The sequence below is a fragment of the Rhodopseudomonas boonkerdii genome (assembly GCF_021184025.1).
Taxonomy (GTDB): domain Bacteria; phylum Pseudomonadota; class Alphaproteobacteria; order Rhizobiales; family Xanthobacteraceae; genus Tardiphaga; species Tardiphaga boonkerdii.
The window spans coordinates 3027733-3044044 of record NZ_CP036537.1; the positions used below are offsets into that span (position 1 = coordinate 3027733).

The 16312-nt window shown below is 62.3% G+C and carries 13 protein-coding genes; 9 read left to right on the forward strand and 4 right to left on the reverse strand.

From position 1 onward, the window contains the following. Window positions 1-23: 23 nt before the first annotated feature. Window positions 24-248 (reverse strand): hypothetical protein, encoded by a 225-nt coding sequence (locus E0H22_RS13905; protein ID WP_233021603.1) that lies wholly within the window; start codon window positions 246-248, stop codon window positions 24-26. Between the two features lie 59 nt (window positions 249-307). Between E0H22_RS13905 and E0H22_RS13910 the strand changes: the two genes are divergently transcribed. Together E0H22_RS13910 and E0H22_RS13915 are read left to right on the forward strand one after the other, a co-directional pair. Further along, window positions 308-1009, forward strand: a complete 702-nt coding sequence (locus tag E0H22_RS13910; RefSeq protein WP_233021604.1) for a PopZ family protein — start codon at window positions 308-310, stop codon at window positions 1007-1009. A 167-nt stretch (window positions 1010-1176) separates the two neighbouring features. Continuing rightward, entirely contained in the window at window positions 1177-4053 is a 2877-nt protein-coding gene (locus tag E0H22_RS13915; RefSeq protein ID WP_233021605.1) for a valine--tRNA ligase, read from the forward strand. 76 nt (window positions 4054-4129) lie between these two features. Here E0H22_RS13915 and E0H22_RS13920 read toward each other — a convergent pair whose 3' ends face one another. Further along, window positions 4130-4792: a DNA-3-methyladenine glycosylase gene (locus tag E0H22_RS13920; protein ID WP_233026367.1), complete on the reverse strand. Its 663-nt coding sequence runs from the start codon at window positions 4790-4792 to the stop codon at window positions 4130-4132. A gap of 101 nt (window positions 4793-4893) precedes the next feature. Between E0H22_RS13920 and lipA the strand changes: the two genes are divergently transcribed. Next, the gene (gene lipA, locus E0H22_RS13925; RefSeq protein WP_233021606.1) at window positions 4894-5853 is read left to right on the forward strand and encodes a lipoyl synthase; all 960 of its coding nucleotides are present in this window, start codon (window positions 4894-4896) and stop codon (window positions 5851-5853) included. Between the two features lie 10 nt (window positions 5854-5863). Beyond that, on the forward strand, window positions 5864-6325 hold the full coding sequence (locus E0H22_RS13930) for a type II toxin-antitoxin system RatA family toxin (protein ID WP_233021607.1): 462 nt from the start codon (window positions 5864-5866) through the stop codon (window positions 6323-6325). Between the two features lie 139 nt (window positions 6326-6464). On the opposite strand, the gene E0H22_RS13935 is transcribed toward E0H22_RS13930, so the two are convergent. Together E0H22_RS13935 and E0H22_RS13940 are read right to left on the reverse strand one after the other, a co-directional pair. Continuing rightward, window positions 6465-7085: a CinA family protein gene (locus tag E0H22_RS13935; RefSeq protein ID WP_233021608.1), complete on the reverse strand. Its 621-nt coding sequence runs from the start codon at window positions 7083-7085 to the stop codon at window positions 6465-6467. 1 nt (window position 7086) lies between these two features. Further along, entirely contained in the window at window positions 7087-8268 is a 1182-nt protein-coding gene (locus tag E0H22_RS13940) for a bifunctional 2-C-methyl-D-erythritol 4-phosphate cytidylyltransferase/2-C-methyl-D-erythritol 2,4-cyclodiphosphate synthase (protein WP_233021609.1), read from the reverse strand. A 220-nt stretch (window positions 8269-8488) separates the two neighbouring features. On the opposite strand from E0H22_RS13940, the gene dusB reads away from it, so the two are divergent. The 5 genes from dusB to ntrX all read left to right on the forward strand — a co-directional run bounded on the left by dusB (window position 8489) and on the right by ntrX (window position 16170). Further along, the gene (gene dusB, locus E0H22_RS13945) at window positions 8489-9532 is read left to right on the forward strand and encodes a tRNA dihydrouridine synthase DusB (protein WP_233021610.1); all 1044 of its coding nucleotides are present in this window, start codon (window positions 8489-8491) and stop codon (window positions 9530-9532) included. Beyond that, a complete protein-coding gene (locus E0H22_RS13950) occupies window positions 9529-10686 on the forward strand; it encodes a two-component system sensor histidine kinase NtrB (RefSeq protein ID WP_233021611.1) in 1158 nt (385 codons plus the stop codon). The genes dusB and E0H22_RS13950 overlap by 4 nt, the downstream gene beginning before the upstream one ends. Before the next feature lie 14 nt (window positions 10687-10700). After that, entirely contained in the window at window positions 10701-12143 is a 1443-nt protein-coding gene (ntrC, locus tag E0H22_RS13955) for a nitrogen regulation protein NR(I) (RefSeq protein WP_233021612.1), read from the forward strand. 341 nt (window positions 12144-12484) lie between these two features. After that, window positions 12485-14767 carry a sensor histidine kinase NtrY-like gene (locus E0H22_RS13960; RefSeq protein WP_233021613.1) on the forward strand — a complete coding sequence of 761 codons (2283 nt, stop codon included), beginning with the start codon at window positions 12485-12487 and terminating at the stop codon, window positions 14765-14767. A 32-nt stretch (window positions 14768-14799) separates the two neighbouring features. Beyond that, window positions 14800-16170 (forward strand): nitrogen assimilation response regulator NtrX, encoded by a 1371-nt coding sequence (gene ntrX, locus E0H22_RS13965; RefSeq protein ID WP_233021614.1) that lies wholly within the window; start codon window positions 14800-14802, stop codon window positions 16168-16170. Window positions 16171-16312 lie beyond the last annotated feature (142 nt).

A 16312-nucleotide genomic window follows, 5' to 3' on the forward strand; every position in this document is an offset into this window, starting at 1 on the left:
TCGCGACGCAAATCCTCAGGTATTTACTTCATCCCGCCTGCATCAAGGGCCGCCTCGCGCGGCCCTTTCGCTTTTCGCCTTTGCTTGCAATCATTTGATGCAATGACGTAGCGTTCAACGCAGTAGCGGCGCGATTCGGAATGCATCACGCAGGTTTCGCGAAAGCTGGTGGTCAGGCGTCGCTTGATCTGGGGACAAGTCAGGCTTGCGCGATGAATGGTCAGCCCGATGCAACCGGGCGCCGCCAAATTCAGCCTCGTCTGATGTAGAATATAGTGGCGAGAGCTTTGACGATGCGGAGTCGGACATGACGCAACCTGCAAAGGTCCAGGAACCCTCCATGGAGGAGATTCTGGCGTCGATCCGTCGCATTATCGCCGACGACGAAGCCAAGCCCGCCGAACCGGCCCCGGCGCCCGCTGCTCCGCCGGCGAAACCTGCTGTCGTCACCAGCGCTCCGCCACCAGCTCCCAAGCCGGCCCCGGTACCCAAGGCGCCTGAAAAAGCCCCCGAGCCTGCAGCCACCAACAGCCAGGACGATATCGACGCGATGCTCGCGAGTTTCGACGCCGCGACGCCCGAACCGGAGACTTCTGCAGTGCCGTCGGCTGACGACGTGTTCGAACTCACCGACGAAATGGTGATTGCGGAGGACCCCGAGCCAGCGTTCCGGCGCGTGGAGCCTGCCGACGATCTCGAATTCGCCGAGGCTGCTGCAGCCAACACGCAGCCGCCGCGGTTCGACCCGCCGTCTTACGAGCCGCCGCCGCACGAACAGCCGGTGACGGCGCCGCAGATGATGTCGCCGTCCACTGCCTCGGCGGTGGAATCGGCCTTCCACTCGCTCGCGAATACCGTACTGAGCAACAATGCCCGTACCCTTGAGGATCTGGTCAAGGAGATGCTGCGGCCGATGCTGAAGTCTTGGCTCGACGATAATTTGCCGGGCCTCGTGGAGCGCATCGTGAAGGCCGAGATCGAGCGCGTCTCGCGCGGTGGAGGCCGCTAGGCCCCGTCGTTTGGACGGAAACAGGCCTTCGTTTGGCCCATTCCGGGCTTATATACCTGCCATCTGTTGACTTGCGCGTGCCCTGCGGGTTTTTAGCCCACAGGCATATTGATGGCATTTCCCGCGCCCAGCCTGATCTGCAAACCTCTGACTTGATTGCATCCGTCATGATCGAAAAGACCTATCAGCCCGCCGATATCGAAGCCCGCATCGCGGCTGCGTGGGAGAGCGAAGGCGCCTTCAAGGCCGGCCGGCCGGATCGCGCGAAGGCCGAACCCTATACGATCGTGATTCCGCCGCCGAACGTGACTGGCTCGCTGCATATGGGCCACGCACTCAACAACACGCTGCAGGACGTGCTCTGTCGTTTCGAACGTATGCGCGGCCGCGACGTGCTGTGGCAGCCCGGCACCGATCATGCCGGCATCGCGACGCAGATGGTCGTCGAACGGCAGCTGATGGAACGGCAGGAGCCCGGCCGTCGCGACATGGGGCGTGAGGCGTTCCTTGAGCGTGTCTGGAGGTGGAAGGCCGAGAGTGGCGGCACCATCGTCAACCAGCTGAAGCGCCTCGGTGCCTCCTGCGATTGGTCGCGTGAGCGTTTCACCATGGACGAAGGACTCTCCGAAGCCGTCATCAAGGTGTTCGTTCAGCTCTACCGAGAGGGCCTGATCTACAAGGACAAGCGCCTCGTCAATTGGGACCCGAAACTGCTCACTGCGATCTCCGATCTCGAAGTGCAGCAGGTCGAGGTCAAGGGCCATCTCTGGCATCTGCGCTATCCGATCGAGGGCAAGATCTTCAATCCGGAAGATCCGTCGAGCTTCATCGTTGTTGCGACCACGCGCCCAGAGACAATGTTGGGTGACAGCGGCGTGGCCGTGAATCCGGAAGACGAGCGCTACACCAGGCTGATCGGCAAGAAGGTCGTGCTGCCCCTGGTCGGCCGCCTAATCCCCATCGTCGGCGACGAATATTCCGACCCTGAGAAGGGTTCGGGCGCAGTGAAGATCACGCCGGCGCACGACTTCAACGACTTCGAAGTCGGCAACCGTCACGGCCTCGCGCGCATCAATATCCTCGATATCGAAGGCAAGCTCGCGCTCGCCGACAACGAGGACTATCTGCGCGGACTTCCCGAGGGATCGTCGCAGCTCGTCGAGGAACTGCACGGCATGGAGCGCTTCGCGGCCCGCAAAGCCATCGTGCAGCGGCTCGAAGATTTCGGCTTCCTCGAAAAGATCGAGCCGAACGTCCACATGGTCCCGCATGGCGACCGTTCGAACGTCGTCATCGAGCCATTTCTCACCGATCAATGGTATGTCGACGCCAAGACCATGGCGCAGCCGGCGATCGCCGCAGTGCGCACCGGCGCAACCGAGTTCGTGCCGAAGAACTGGGAAAAGACCTACTACGAATGGATGGAGAACATCCAGCCATGGTGTATCTCGCGCCAGCTGTGGTGGGGCCATCAGATCCCGGCGTGGTACGGTCCGGACGGCAAGGTGTTCGTCGCCGAGACCGAAGAGGAAGCCGTTGCGAATGCGCTCGGCTACTACGTCGAGCAGGAAGTCATTACGGAAGAGCAGGGCCATGACATGGCGCTCGATCCGGATCTGCGCGCCGGCTTCATCACCCGCGATGAGGACGTGCTCGACACCTGGTTCTCGTCGGCGCTGTGGCCGTTCTCGACGCTCGGCTGGCCGCAGACCGACGAAGACGTGAAGCGCTACTATCCGACCAACGTGCTCGTCACCGGTTTCGACATCATCTTCTTCTGGGTCGCCCGCATGATGATGATGGGCATGCACTTCATGAAAGAAGTGCCGTTCCCGACCGTCTACATCCACGCCCTCGTTCGTGACGAGAAGGGTGCCAAGATGTCGAAGTCGAAGGGCAACGTCATCGATCCCTTGAACCTGATCGACCAGTTCGGCGCCGACGCGCTGCGCTTCACGCTGGCGGCGATGGCCGCTCAGGGCCGCGACATCAAGCTCGCAACCTCACGCGTCGAAGGCTATCGCAATTTCGCAACCAAGCTGTGGAACGCCTGCCGCTTCGCAGAAATGAACGAATGCGTGCTGCCGGCCGGCTTCGATCCGACCGCGGCGAAGGAAGTGCTCAACCGCTGGATCGCCCACGAGACCGTGAAGGCGACGCGGGAAGTGACCGAGGCCATCGAGGCCTATCGCTTCAACGATGCGGCCGGCGCTGCCTATCGGTTCGTCTGGAATGTGTATTGCGACTGGTATCTCGAACTCGCAAAGCCCTTTATGATGGGCGAGGACGGACCGGCCAAGGCCGAGACCCGTGCCATGGTCGCCTGGGCGCGGGACGAGATTCTAAAACTGCTGCACCCGTTCATGCCCTTCATCACCGAAGAGCTGTGGGCGGTCACCGCCAAGCGCGACAGCCTGCTGGTGCTGACGCCGTGGTCGCGCAAGGCGCGGGGCATCACCCGCGAGCAGGAAGCTCTGATCGTCGCCACCGCAGCCAGCGATCCGATGGTTGCGCCGATCCTGCTCAGCGATCCCAAGGAAGCCCCGGTCGATTTTGAGGACGATGCCGCCGAAGCGGAGATCGGCTGGGTTGTCGATCTCATCACTGTCGTGCGTTCACTGCGCGCCGAGATGAATATTGCCCCGGCCACGCTGACACCGCTGGTGCTGGTCGCGGCTTCTGCCGAGACGCAGGCTCGCGCGCAGCGCTGGAATGACGTCATCAAGCGCCTCGCTCGCCTTGGCGATATCTCGTTTGCGGACAAGGCACCGGAAGGCACTGTTCAGCTCATCGTCCGCGGTGAAGTCGCCGGTCTGCCGCTCAAGGGCCTGATCGATGTCGTCGCCGAACAGGCGCGGCTGGAAAAGGAACTCACCAAGGCGGAAGGTGACATCAAGCGCGCGGATGCGAAGCTGTCCAACGAGAAGTTCGTGGCCAATGCGGCGGAAGAGGTCGTCGAGGAAGAGCGCGAGAAGCGCGCGGCGGCCGAAGCGCGCAAGGCCAAAGTGCTGGAAGCGATCGAGCGGCTGAAGGTGATGTCGTAACGGTCGTCAAACTCTCAATGTCATCCCCGCGAAAGCGGGGATCCAGTCAACACCGGCGCCTGTGTTCTACGCGCCGTCAGCGTTTACTGGATCGCTCGGTCAAGCCGGGCGATGACAACGGAGAGAAGTGCGCTTCCTGCTTTCCGAATGGCTTGCTCAAATACTTCGACCCCCGCAAGCCATAGCGCCACGGCAGTTCTACAGCTTTGGTAATCCCGATCCTGATCCCCGCGACCACATCCGGCACTTCCGTCCGCGCATGTAGCGCGATCGGTGGTTTGTCCAGCGCCAGACCGTTATGCGCGATGCTGATCCCGAGCGCCTGGCACAGTTTGCCCGGCCCGGAGCACAGCATCCGTTCATCCTCCAGTCCGCGCCGCTTGCGCATCTCGTCCAGTCGGAATGTCGGCCGCAATGCCCGGATCAGCACGGCGCTTGCCGAGCCTTCGGCCTCGCAGACGAAATTCACACACCAGTGGATGCCATAGGAACGATAGACATAGGCATAGCCCGCCGGCCCGAACATGATCCGGTTGCGCGGTGTCGGGCCATTGAATGAATGCGCCGCCGGGTCGGTGTGGTGATAGGCCTCGACCTCGACGATCTCACCGCCGATGCTGTCCACCAGCAGAGTCGCCCCGATCAGGTCCGGTGCGACCTCGTGGACGCTGCGGTCAAAGAACGTACGATTCAGTGCTTTGCCTAGTTTGTGGACGTTTTGGTCGGATTTTCGGGCCATTCTCATGCGATATGCTTGAATGCAGAGCCGGGACGGGCGAGGGCGGGTTGCGGGCACGCGCCCGGCGGATTACCTAGGACATTGTACAGAACGGACAATTCATGGTCGTCGTCCTCGATACCGTATCATCATCCCAGGTTCGCCCGCGCCACCCGGAAAAGGTGAATCGGCCGGATAATTTTTCGCCGCAGAAGCCGGACTGGATCCGCGTGCGCGCGCCGACCAGCCGTGGCTATAGCGATACCCGCAAGATCGTCAAAGAGAACGGTCTCGTCACCGTCTGCGAGGAAGCCGGCTGCCCGAATATCGGCGAGTGCTGGCAGAAGAAGCACGCCACCTTCATGATCATGGGTGACACCTGCACCCGTGCCTGTGCCTTCTGCAACGTCAAGACCGGCATGCCGAATGCGCTCGATGCCAACGAGCCCGCCCATGTCGCCGAAGCCGTGCGCAAGCTCGGCCTCGAGCATGTGGTCATCACCTCGGTGGACCGCGACGATCTCGCCGATGGCGGTGCCGAGCACTTTGCCCAGGTCATCCGCGCCATCCGCGCGGCATGCCCGACCACCACGATCGAGATCCTGACGCCGGACTTCCTCCGCAAGCCGGGCGCGCTCGAAGTCGTCGTCGCGGCAAAACCCGACGTGTTCAACCACAATCTCGAAACCGTGCCGTCGCGCTATCTCACGGTTCGGCCGGGCGCGCGCTACTTCCATTCGCTGCGCCTGCTGCAGCGGGTGAAGGAGCTCGATCCGACCATCTTCACGAAGTCCGGCATCATGGTTGGCCTCGGCGAGGAGCGGCCGGAAGTGCTGCAGGTGATGGACGACATGCGGTCGGCCGAGATCGACTTCCTCACCATCGGCCAATATCTGCAGCCCACGCGAAAACATCATGTGGTGTCGCGCTATGTGACCCCGGATGAATTCGCGGGCTATGAAAAGGTCGCCTACACCAAGGGATTCCTGATGGTATCGGCCAGCCCGCTGACGCGCTCGTCGCATCATGCCGGCGAGGATTTTGCCAAGCTCAAGGCAGCGCGCGAAGCCATCGCGCGCTGAGTGATCGAGAATGCCGAGATTTGCCAATAAGCGCCGGGTGCGCCACAGCGCACCGCAGATGTTCGACCTTGTGGCCGATGTCGAGCGCTACCCGGAATTCGTCCCGCTCTGCAAGGCGCTGAAAATCCGCCAGCGCACGCAAAATGCCGATGGCACCGAAGTCATCGTTGCCGACATGACGGTGTCGTTCAAGCTGGTGCAGGAAAGCTTTACGAGCAAGGTCACGCTCGACCGCGCCAATCTGAAGATCCTGGTCGAATATCTGCGCGGCCCGTTCAGCAATCTCGAGAACCGCTGGACCTTCGAGCCGAAGGGCGAGGCCGAATGCGATGTCGGCTTCTTCATCAGCTACGAATTTAAAAGCCGCATGCTCGCGATGCTGATGGGCTCGATGTTCGACGCGGCGTTCCAGCGCTTTGCTGCGGCGTTTGAGAAGCGGGCGGACGAAGTTTATAAACCGCAGCGCGCTTAACTCCGTCCCTCATGGTGAGGAGGCCTAGCGGCGCAATTGCGCCGCTGACAGCACCGTCTCGAACCATGAGATGTTGGAGCTCCGTTGCCATCCTTCGAGACGCTGCTACGCGGCTCCTCAGGATGAGGGTGGAGTTGGACTATTCTGCTTTCGGTTTCGGCTTAACTGGCTTTTTCACCGGCCTTGTCGCCGCCTTGCGTCGTGGCGAGCGCGCCACGCGCGTACGCACGCTGCTCGCGAGCTCACGTTTCTTCGCTGGCTGCTGCGGCCCGCGGGCCAACTCCATCAGCATGCGCAGCGCTTCCAGCACCGAGCGTTGCCGGACGGCGCTACGACCGATCGCGCCGAACCGGCATTCCTTGTTGACGATCCGTCCGTCGCGCGCAGCCACCGCGAAATGCACGAGACCCACAGGCTTGCCTGGCGTCGCACCGCCGGGACCGGCGATGCCGGTGATCGACACAGCGAGGTCGACATCGGCTTCTTCCAGCGCGCCGACCGCCATCTGGATCGCGGTCTCCTTGCTGACCGCGCCAAAGCTTTCCAGCGTCGTCGCCTTGACGCCAAGCATCTTGCGCTTGGCATCGTTGGAATAGGTGACGAAGCCGCGGTCGATCACATCGGACGAGCCGGGGATTTCCGTTAGTGCGCCAGCGACGAGACCGCCGGTACAGGATTCTGCTGTCGCGATGGTGAGCTTGCGGCTGCGGCAAAGATCGAGCAGCGCGCGGGAGAGGGCTCGTGCGTCGCTGCCGGCCATGTCAATCCACCCAGGGCAAGCGGATCGTAGCAGCAGCGGTCGCTGCGATGCCTTCCTCGCGGCCGGTGAATCCGAGCTTCTCGCTGGTCGTCGCCTTCACGGCCACGCGCGACACCGGCGCGCCGGAGATTTCGCTGATGCGCGTGCGCATCGCGTCGCGCAGCGGACCGATCTTCGGCCGCTCGCAGATCAGCGTCACTTCGAGATTGGCGATCTTGCCGCCACGCGCGGTGACGCGGCCGACAGCGTATTCCAGAAACTTGTCGGACGCTGCCCCCTTCCATTGCGGATCGCTCGGCGGGAAGTGCGAGCCGATATCCCCGTCAGCCAGCGCGCCGAGGATCGCATCCACCAGCGCATGCAGGCCGACATCGCCGTCGGAGTGAGCAAGGAAGCCGCGCGTATGCGGCACGCGGACGCCGCAGATCATCAGGTGATCGCCATCGCCGAACGCGTGCACGTCATAGCCCGTGCCCATGCGTATATCACCGAGCGAGGCGGCAAGGCGGGCTTCTTCGCGGGAAAAATCTTCGGGAGTCGTAAGCTTCATATTTGCAGGATCGCCTTCAAAGGTCGCCACGGTCAATCCCGCCCATTCGGCGAGCGCGGCATCGTCGGTGAAATCGTCACGTCCCTCAGCTGCGGCACGACGATGCGCCGCGAGGATGACATCGAAACGAAAGGCTTGTGGCGTCTGTGCGATGCGCAGCTTCGCACGTTCCGGCGTCGCTTCCACATGGCCGTCGCCGTTTACGACCTTGATCGTATCGACCACCGGCGCTGTGGGTACCGCAGCCCCAGTGATCTGGGCGGCGGCAATCGCGCGTTCGATAACACCGGCGGTGACGAACGGTCGGGCCGCGTCATGAATCAGCACAATGTCCGGCGCCAGGTCGGCCAGCGCTTCGAGGCCAGCATGGACGGATGCCTGGCGAGTCGCGCCGCCATTGGCGGGAGGCCGATACTCAAGACCTGAGACCGCCTCGTTGAACAGGGCGACATCGTCGGGGTTGGTAATCGGTTGTACCGCGAACACCTGTGAATGCCCGCAAAACGGCTCCATGGCGCGGGCAATCACCGGACGACCGCCGATGGTGCGATACTGCTTCGGACCGCCACCTCCGGCGCGCAATCCGCGGCCGGCGGCGACGATGATGGCAGCGGTTTTCGGTGATTTTGTCATCAGACTCAGGTGATTAAGGGGTAAGCGTTTGTCGCACAGCCCTTAGCACCGGCCATGCCGAAAAACAGTAGGTTTGGGTGGGCATGACGCATAAACGTGCATTGCTGCGCTGCACTTGCAAAGTTGTTGGCTTTGGCTAATGTGTAGGCATGACGATTGACTGCACAACAAATGTGCGCATACTGCGCTCGGTCGCCGCAACGCTGCGGGGACGAGCATCATGAGCAGGCCTGTGAAGCCGGACGCATCATACAGCAAGCGATTGAAGATTGGTGAGGTGGAAATCGCCAACCGGGTCGTTCTTGCGCCGATGTCAGGCGTTACGGATGCCCCGTTTCGCCGCCTGACCGCCGAGCTTGGCGCCGGCCTCGTGGTTTCTGAAATGACCGCCAGTGACGATCTGGTCAATGGCCGCCCGATGTCGGTACTCCGCTGCGAGGCCACCGGGATCGGCCCGCATGTGGTCCAGCTCGCCGGATGCGAGGCGCATTGGATGGCTGAAGGGGCCCGCATTGCCGAGGGCGGCGGGGCCGATGTCATCGACATCAATATGGGCTGCCCGGCGCGGCATGTGACCGGTGGTCAGTCCGGTTCGGCGCTGATGCGCGATCTCGATCATGCACTGAAGCTGATCGAAGCCACCATCTCAGCGGTCAAAGTCCCCGTGACGCTGAAGATGCGCCTCGGCTGGGACGATCGCTCGATGAATGCTCCTGAACTCGCGCGCCGTGCGGAGGAGGCGGGTGTACAGCTCATCACCGTGCACGGCCGCACGCGCTGCCAGTTCTACAAGGGGGACGCCAATTGGGACGCCGTGCGTCCGGTGAAGGACGCGGTGAGCGTTCCGGTCGTCGTCAATGGCGACATCACCTCCTACGACAAGGCCGTCTGCGCATTGGAGGCCTCCGGTGCCGATGCGGTGATGGTGGGCCGCGGCGCCTATGGGCAGCCCTGGCTGCCCGGACAGATCGGTCGCCAGCTCCAGACCGGCGTTGCGGAAACAGCGCCGACTCTCCAGCAGCAACTCGGTTACATCTGCGCGCTCTACGATCACATCTGTCGTCACTACGGTTTGCGCATAGGCCTTCGCCATGCGCGGAAACATCTCGGCTGGGCGCTCGATGCAGCCGCCGCCACCTCAGGTGCCTCGGTTGAAAAGCTGAAGCTTTGGCGTCGGGCTATCCTTACCTCTGAAGATCCGATCGGTGTTCAGCGTGCCTTGAACGAGGCTTTCGACGATTTCGCATGGAGTGCCGCCGCATGAGCGCCGCAGAGTATCGCCGCCCGGCTCCGGCCGACAGTGAGGCCATTCTCAATGCACTGCCGCACCCGATCATCGTGATCGCGCCGGACGGCAAGATCGTCGATGCCAACATGGCGGCGGAATCTTTTTTCGACATTTCCGCCCAGTTCCTGCGCCGGCAATCTCTGAAAGAGCTGGTGCCGTTCGGCAGCCCCCTGCTGGCGCTGATCGATCAGGTTCGAACAGCCAATTCGCCGGTGAACGAATACAAGGTCGATCTTGGTACGCCGCGCATCGGTGGCGATCGCCAGGTCGATCTGCATGTGGCTCCGCTCACCGAGCGGCCCGGTCATATCGTTGTCATGCTGCAGGAACGGACCATCGCCGACAAGATGGATCGCCAGCTCACCCATCGCAGCGCCGCACGTTCGGTGATCGCACTTGCCGCCATGCTGGCGCATGAGATCAAAAATCCGCTCTCGGGCATCCGCGGCGCGGCGCAACTGCTTGAACAACAGGCTTCCACCGAAGACCGCATGCTGACGCGACTGATCACCGACGAGGCGGATCGTATCGTCACCTTGGTGGATCGCATGGAAGTGTTCGGTGACGAGCGCCCGGTGGCGCGCGGACCGGTCAACATCCACTCCGTGCTGGATCACGTGAAGCGCCTCGCGCAGTCCGGGTTCGCGCGAAATATTCGTTTCATCGAGGATTACGATCCCTCGTTGCCGCCGGTGCTCGCCAACCAGGATCAACTGATCCAGGTCTTCCTCAACCTGGTGAAGAACGCTGCCGAAGCCATTGTCGATCTCGGCTCCGACGGCGAGATCCAGTTGACCACCGCATTCCGTCCCGGCGTACGCCTCTCGGTGCCCGGCAAGAAGTCACGCGTGTCGTTGCCGCTGGAATTCTGCGTGAAGGACAACGGCCCCGGCGTTCCCGAAGATCTGCTGCCGAATCTGTTCGATCCCTTCGTCACAACCAAACCGACCGGAAGCGGCCTGGGTCTTGCATTGGTGGCGAAGATCATTGGCGATCACGGCGGGATCATCGAGTGTGAATCCCAACCACGAAAGACGACCTTCCGCGTGCTGCTGCCGATGTTCAATCCAGCAAAGACCTTAGACCCGGGCAGTGACGATGAGAGCGCATCGTCCGGCTCGCAGAATTAAGACGAGGACTAACGATGCCTGCAGGAAGTATTCTGGTTGCGGATGACGATACGGCGATCCGCACGGTCCTCAATCAGGCGCTGTCGCGCGCGGGATACGAGGTGCGCCTTACCGGCAACGCCGCCACGCTGTGGCGCTGGGTGAGTCAGGGCGAGGGCGATCTCGTCATCACCGACGTGGTGATGCCGGACGAGAACGCGTTCGATCTGCTCCCGCGTATCAAGAAGATGCGGCCCAATCTGCCCGTCATCGTCATGAGCGCGCAGAATACCTTCATGACCGCCATCCGCGCGTCGGAGCGGGGCGCCTATGAATATCTGCCGAAACCGTTCGACCTGAAGGAACTGATCGCCATCGTCGGCCGCGCGCTCGCCGAACCAAAGGAACGCGTCGCCAGCAATGACGACGATGGCGAGTTCGACTCGATCCCGCTGGTTGGCCGTTCGCCGGCAATGCAGGAAATCTACCGCGTTCTCGCCCGCCTGATGCAGACCGACCTCACGGTGATGATTTCCGGCGAGTCCGGCACCGGCAAGGAGCTTGTCGCCCGCGCGCTGCACGACTACGGCAAGCGTCGCAACGGCCCCTTCGTTGCGGTCAATATGGCGGCGATCCCGCGCGACCTCATCGAGTCCGAGCTGTTCGGTCACGAGCGCGGCGCGTTCACCGGCGCCAATGCCCGTGCTACCGGCCGGTTCGAACAGGCTGAAGGCGGCACGCTGTTTCTCGACGAAATCGGCGACATGCCGATGGAGGCGCAGACGCGTCTTCTCCGCGTGCTGCAGCAGGGCGAATACACCACGGTCGGCGGTCGGACCCCGATCAAGACCGACGTCCGCATCGTTGCCGCGTCGAACAAGGACCTGCGCATCCTGATCCAGCAGGGGCTGTTCCGCGAAGACCTGTTCTTCCGCCTCAACGTCGTGCCGCTGCGTCTGCCGCCGCTGCGCGAGCGCATCGAGGATCTGCCGGACCTGATCCGTCATTTCTTCGCGCTGGCCGAGAAGGATGGCCTGCCGCCCAAGAAGCTCGACGCCCTCGCGCTCGAACGCATGAAGCAGCATCGCTGGCCGGGCAATGTCCGCGAACTCGAGAACCTCGCTCGCCGTCTGGCCGCGCTCTATCCGCAGGACGTCATCACCGGTCCGGTCATCGATGGCGAGCTTGCGCCGCCCGCTGTGGTCTCGGGTGGTAACGCGCCGACCACCGTGGATAACCTGGGTGGAGCCGTGGAGGTCTATCTGTCCTCGCACTTCTCCAGCTTCCCGAACGGCGTGCCGCCACCGGGTCTCTATCACCGCATCCTGCGCGAGATCGAAGTGCCGCTGCTCACTGCCGCGCTGGCGGCCACCCGCGGCAACCAGATCCGCGCCGCCGATCTGCTCGGCCTCAACCGCAACACGCTGCGAAAGAAGATTCGGGATCTCGATATCCAAGTCTATCGGACGGGGGGGTAGCAAAGCTCTCCGGCCCTCATCTTGAGGAGCCGCGCAGCGGCATCTCGAGGATGGCTGCGGGCTCAGGAGCTCGGCCATCTTCATGGCTGGAGACAGCGCTCCGCGCCTCTTCACCATGGGGCGGAGGTTGGTGGCACCAAAATCTGCCGGCGAGACACCCGATCAAACCCATTCTCGACTTTTCACTGCTGAAACGGTGAATTTATCCGACTTGCGCAATCCGCGGCTGTTCTACGCCGCGGATTTGTCGTAATTGGGCAACATTGTTGTATGATTGCATCACTGCGCGGCAGGTACCACCCGAGCCCGTGCAATCGCGGCTTGCTCAGCAAAATCCCGGAATGACGAACGCAGAGACGTCGGCTCCAGTCTTCGAACCATCGGTATTCGAGTCGCGCAGACCTCTGCGCCGGCTGTTCGTGCCCGTGGCCGTGGGAATGGCGCTGCTGTCGGCCTGCCTTACCTTCCTCGTCCTCAACGGCCTGACGCCGATCGCTCCGACCCACCTGGTGGTCGTCTCCTTCCTGCTGATCAACGCCGCCACCGTCTTGCTGCTGGTGCTGATCATCGCTCGGGAAATCTGGAAAGTCGTGCAGGCGCGGCGCCGGGGCAGGGCGGCTGCCCGCCTGCATGTCCAGATCGTCAGCCTGTTCTCGGTCATTGCCGTCCTCCCGGCTGTGCTGGTCTCGATCGTCGCCAATGTCACCCTGGACCGCGGCCTCGACCGGCTGTTCTCCGGCCCGACCAAGGCCGTCATTGGTAATTCCATGACGGTGGCGCGCGCCTATGTGAACGAGCACGCGCAACTCATCGGCGGTGACATTCTCGGCATGGCCGATGATCTCGCCCGCATCCAGCCGCTGTTCTATCAGGACCGCGGTACCTTCCGCTCGCTGATGCTGGCCAATGCCAAGGCGCGCAACCTTCCTGGCGCGATGCTGATTGACAAGGATCGCAACGTCATCGAGCCCGATCTGCCCGGGGTGAGGCCGGAATTCGAGCCGCCGCCCGCAGACTTTCTGGTCAATGTCGGCAATAGCGAGCCGGCGATTACCATCATCCCCGATGGCAATTATGTCGCTGCCGTCATCAAGCTGCGCGCGTTCGAGAACATGTATCTCTATGTCGCGCGCAAACTCGATCCGCGCGTGGTCGCACAGATGGCGCAGACCCAGGCCAGCGTAGCCGACTATACCGAGCTGGAATCCCGTCGCCTCGGCATCCAGATCGCCTTCGGCCTGATGTTCACCGTCATCGCATTGACGGTGCTGATGTCCGCGGTGCTGATCGGCCTCAATTTCTCGAACTGGCTGGTGGCCCCGATCCGCCGTCTGGTCAGCGCGGCCAATATGGTCTCCACGGGCGACCTCCATGTGCAGGTGCCGGTGATCCAGTCGGAAGGCGATCTCGCGCATCTCGGCGAGACGTTCAACAAGATGACCTCCGAGCTGCGCAGCCAGCGCGACGAACTCGTTTCGGCGTCCGATGTCATCGACAGCCGCCGTCGTTTCATCGAGGCGGTGCTGTCTTCCGCCAGTGCCGGCATCATCGGCGTCGATGGCTCAAATGTTATCGGCATTCTCAACCGCTCGGCGGAGAAGCTGGTCGGCCACTCGGAGTCCGAAGTCCTCGGCCATCCCCTGCACGAGATCATTCCCGAGCTCGACGAACTCATGCAGAATGCCCGAGAGAGTTCGCAGCGGCTGGTACAGGGACAGATCACCATCGATCGCGAGGGGCGCGAGCGCAATCTGTCGGTTCGCATCTCGGCCGAACAGACCAGCCAATCACGCGACAGCTACATCATTACCCTCGACGATATCACGGAACTCGTTTCTGCGCAGCGCACCTCGGCCTGGGCCGACGTCGCGCGCCGTATCGCGCATGAGATCAAGAACCCGCTGACGCCGATCCAGCTTTCGGCCGAACGCATCAAGCGCAAGTTCGGCAAGGTCATCACCGATGACAAACAGATCTTCGAGCAGTGCACCGACACCATCGTGCGTCAGGTCGAGGACATTCGTCGCATGGTGGATGAATTCTCGCGCTTTGCCCGTATGCCAAAGCCAGTGATCGAAGGCGAGGACGTTGCCGACACGGTGCGTCAGGCCGTGTTCCTGATGCGCGTCGGTCATCCGGAACTCGATATCAATGCCGAGATCAAGGAAGAGCCGCTGAAGGCACAGTTCGATCGTCGTCTGATCTCGCAAGCTCTTACCAACATCATCAAGAATGCGACCGAGGCTATCGAAGCAGTGCCTTCGGAAGAGCTCGGCAAAGGCCGCATTGATGTCACAGCGTTCAGCGAGAATGGCCAGATCGTGATCGACGTGGTCGATAATGGCATCGGTTTGCCGACCACCAATCGTTCGCGTCTGCTCGAGCCCTATGTAACGACACGCGAGAAAGGCACGGGCCTGGGCCTCGCCATTGTCGGCAAGGTGCTCGAGGACCACGGTGGCGGCATCGAACTTGGCGATGCATCCGCTATCCGGCCTGGCCAGCGCGGCGCCTGGATGCGGCTGCGTTTCGCTATCGCCGGACACAAGCCCGATATGGAGAAGGGCGACGCGAAAGCAGCGCTCGCTAAAGATTCGAAGATCGAAGCCGTCACCGGCAGTTGACCATAAGAAACGTGACCAGGATTTTTTGACCCATGGCAAATGATATTCTGATCGTCGACGACGAAGCCGACATTCGTGATCTCGTTGCAGGCATTCTGGAGGATGAGGGTTTCACGACGCGGACTGCGCGCGACAGCGACAGTGCGCTCAATGAAATCTCCAACCGGCGTCCCAATCTCGTCTTTCTCGACATCTGGCTGCAGGGCAGCAAGCTCGATGGTTTGCAACTGCTCGAGCAGGTGAAGAAGGACAATCCGGATCTGCCGGTGGTGATGATCTCTGGTCACGGCAATATCGAAACCGCCGTCGCTGCCATCAAGCGCGGCGCCTATGACTTCATCGAGAAGCCATTCAAGGCGGATCGCCTGATCCTTGTCGCGACGCGCGCGCTGGAGACTTCGCGTCTCAAACGCGAGGTCCGCGAGCTCAAGCAGATGGCGCCGATCGCCAGCAAGCTCACCGGCCGTTCCGCGGCGATGAACCAGCTCCGCCAGACCATCGACCGCGCCGCCAAGGCCAACAGCCGCATCCTTATCGTCGGTCCCTCCGGCGCCGGCAAGGAGCTCGCAGCACGCACGCTGCACGCCTCGTCGTCCCGCGCCAATGGTCCCTTCGTGGTGATCAATGCTGCGGCCATCACGCCGGAACGCATGGAGCTGGAGCTGTTCGGCACCGAACAGAGCAATGGCGAGCAGCAGCGCAAGGCCGGCGCGCTTGAGGAGGCCCATGGCGGCACGCTGTTTATCGACGAGATCGGCGATCTCCCGCGCGAGACCCAGAACAAGATTCTTCGCGTGCTTGTCGATCAAACCTTTATGCGGGCAGGGGGCACGACCAAAGTCAGCGTCGACGTCCGCATCATTTCGTCGACGGCGCGGAATCTTGAAGAGGAGATCGCTGCCGGCACCTTCCGCGAAGATCTCTATCACCGCCTGTCGGTCGTGCCGATCCGCGTCCCGCCGCTGTCCGAGCATCGCGAGGACATTCCGGAGTTGATCGAGTTCTTCATGGAGCAGATCTCGGCCAATACCGGTTTGCCCAAGCGTCAGATCGGTCAGGACGCCATGGCCGTGCTGCAGTCCCACGTCTGGCCCGGGAATGTCCGCCAGCTCCGCAACAATGTCGAGCGTGTGATGATCCTCGCCGGCGGCGGGCCGGAGGTCATCATCACGGCCGACATGCTTCCGCAGGATGTGGGCTCCATGGTGCCGTCGATGCCGACTTCGAACAACGGCGAGCACATCATGGGCCTGCCGCTGCGCGAGGCCCGCGAGGTGTTCGAACGCGATTACCTGATTGCGCAGATCAGCCGTTTCTCGGGTAACATCTCGCGCACCGCCGAATTCGTCGGCATGGAGCGCTCGGCTCTGCATCGCAAACTGAAAGCGCTCGGCGTGGGGTAAAACGCCGAGCCCATGCTGATCGTCGCCCGTGGCAGGCTCCGCCGAGGGGTTGCTCCGGCGCTTTGCGCCTTCGCTCTACCCATCCTGCGGGATGGTGTTTGTGTTATAGATCCCACGAAACAACAAACCGGAATCCGCCACC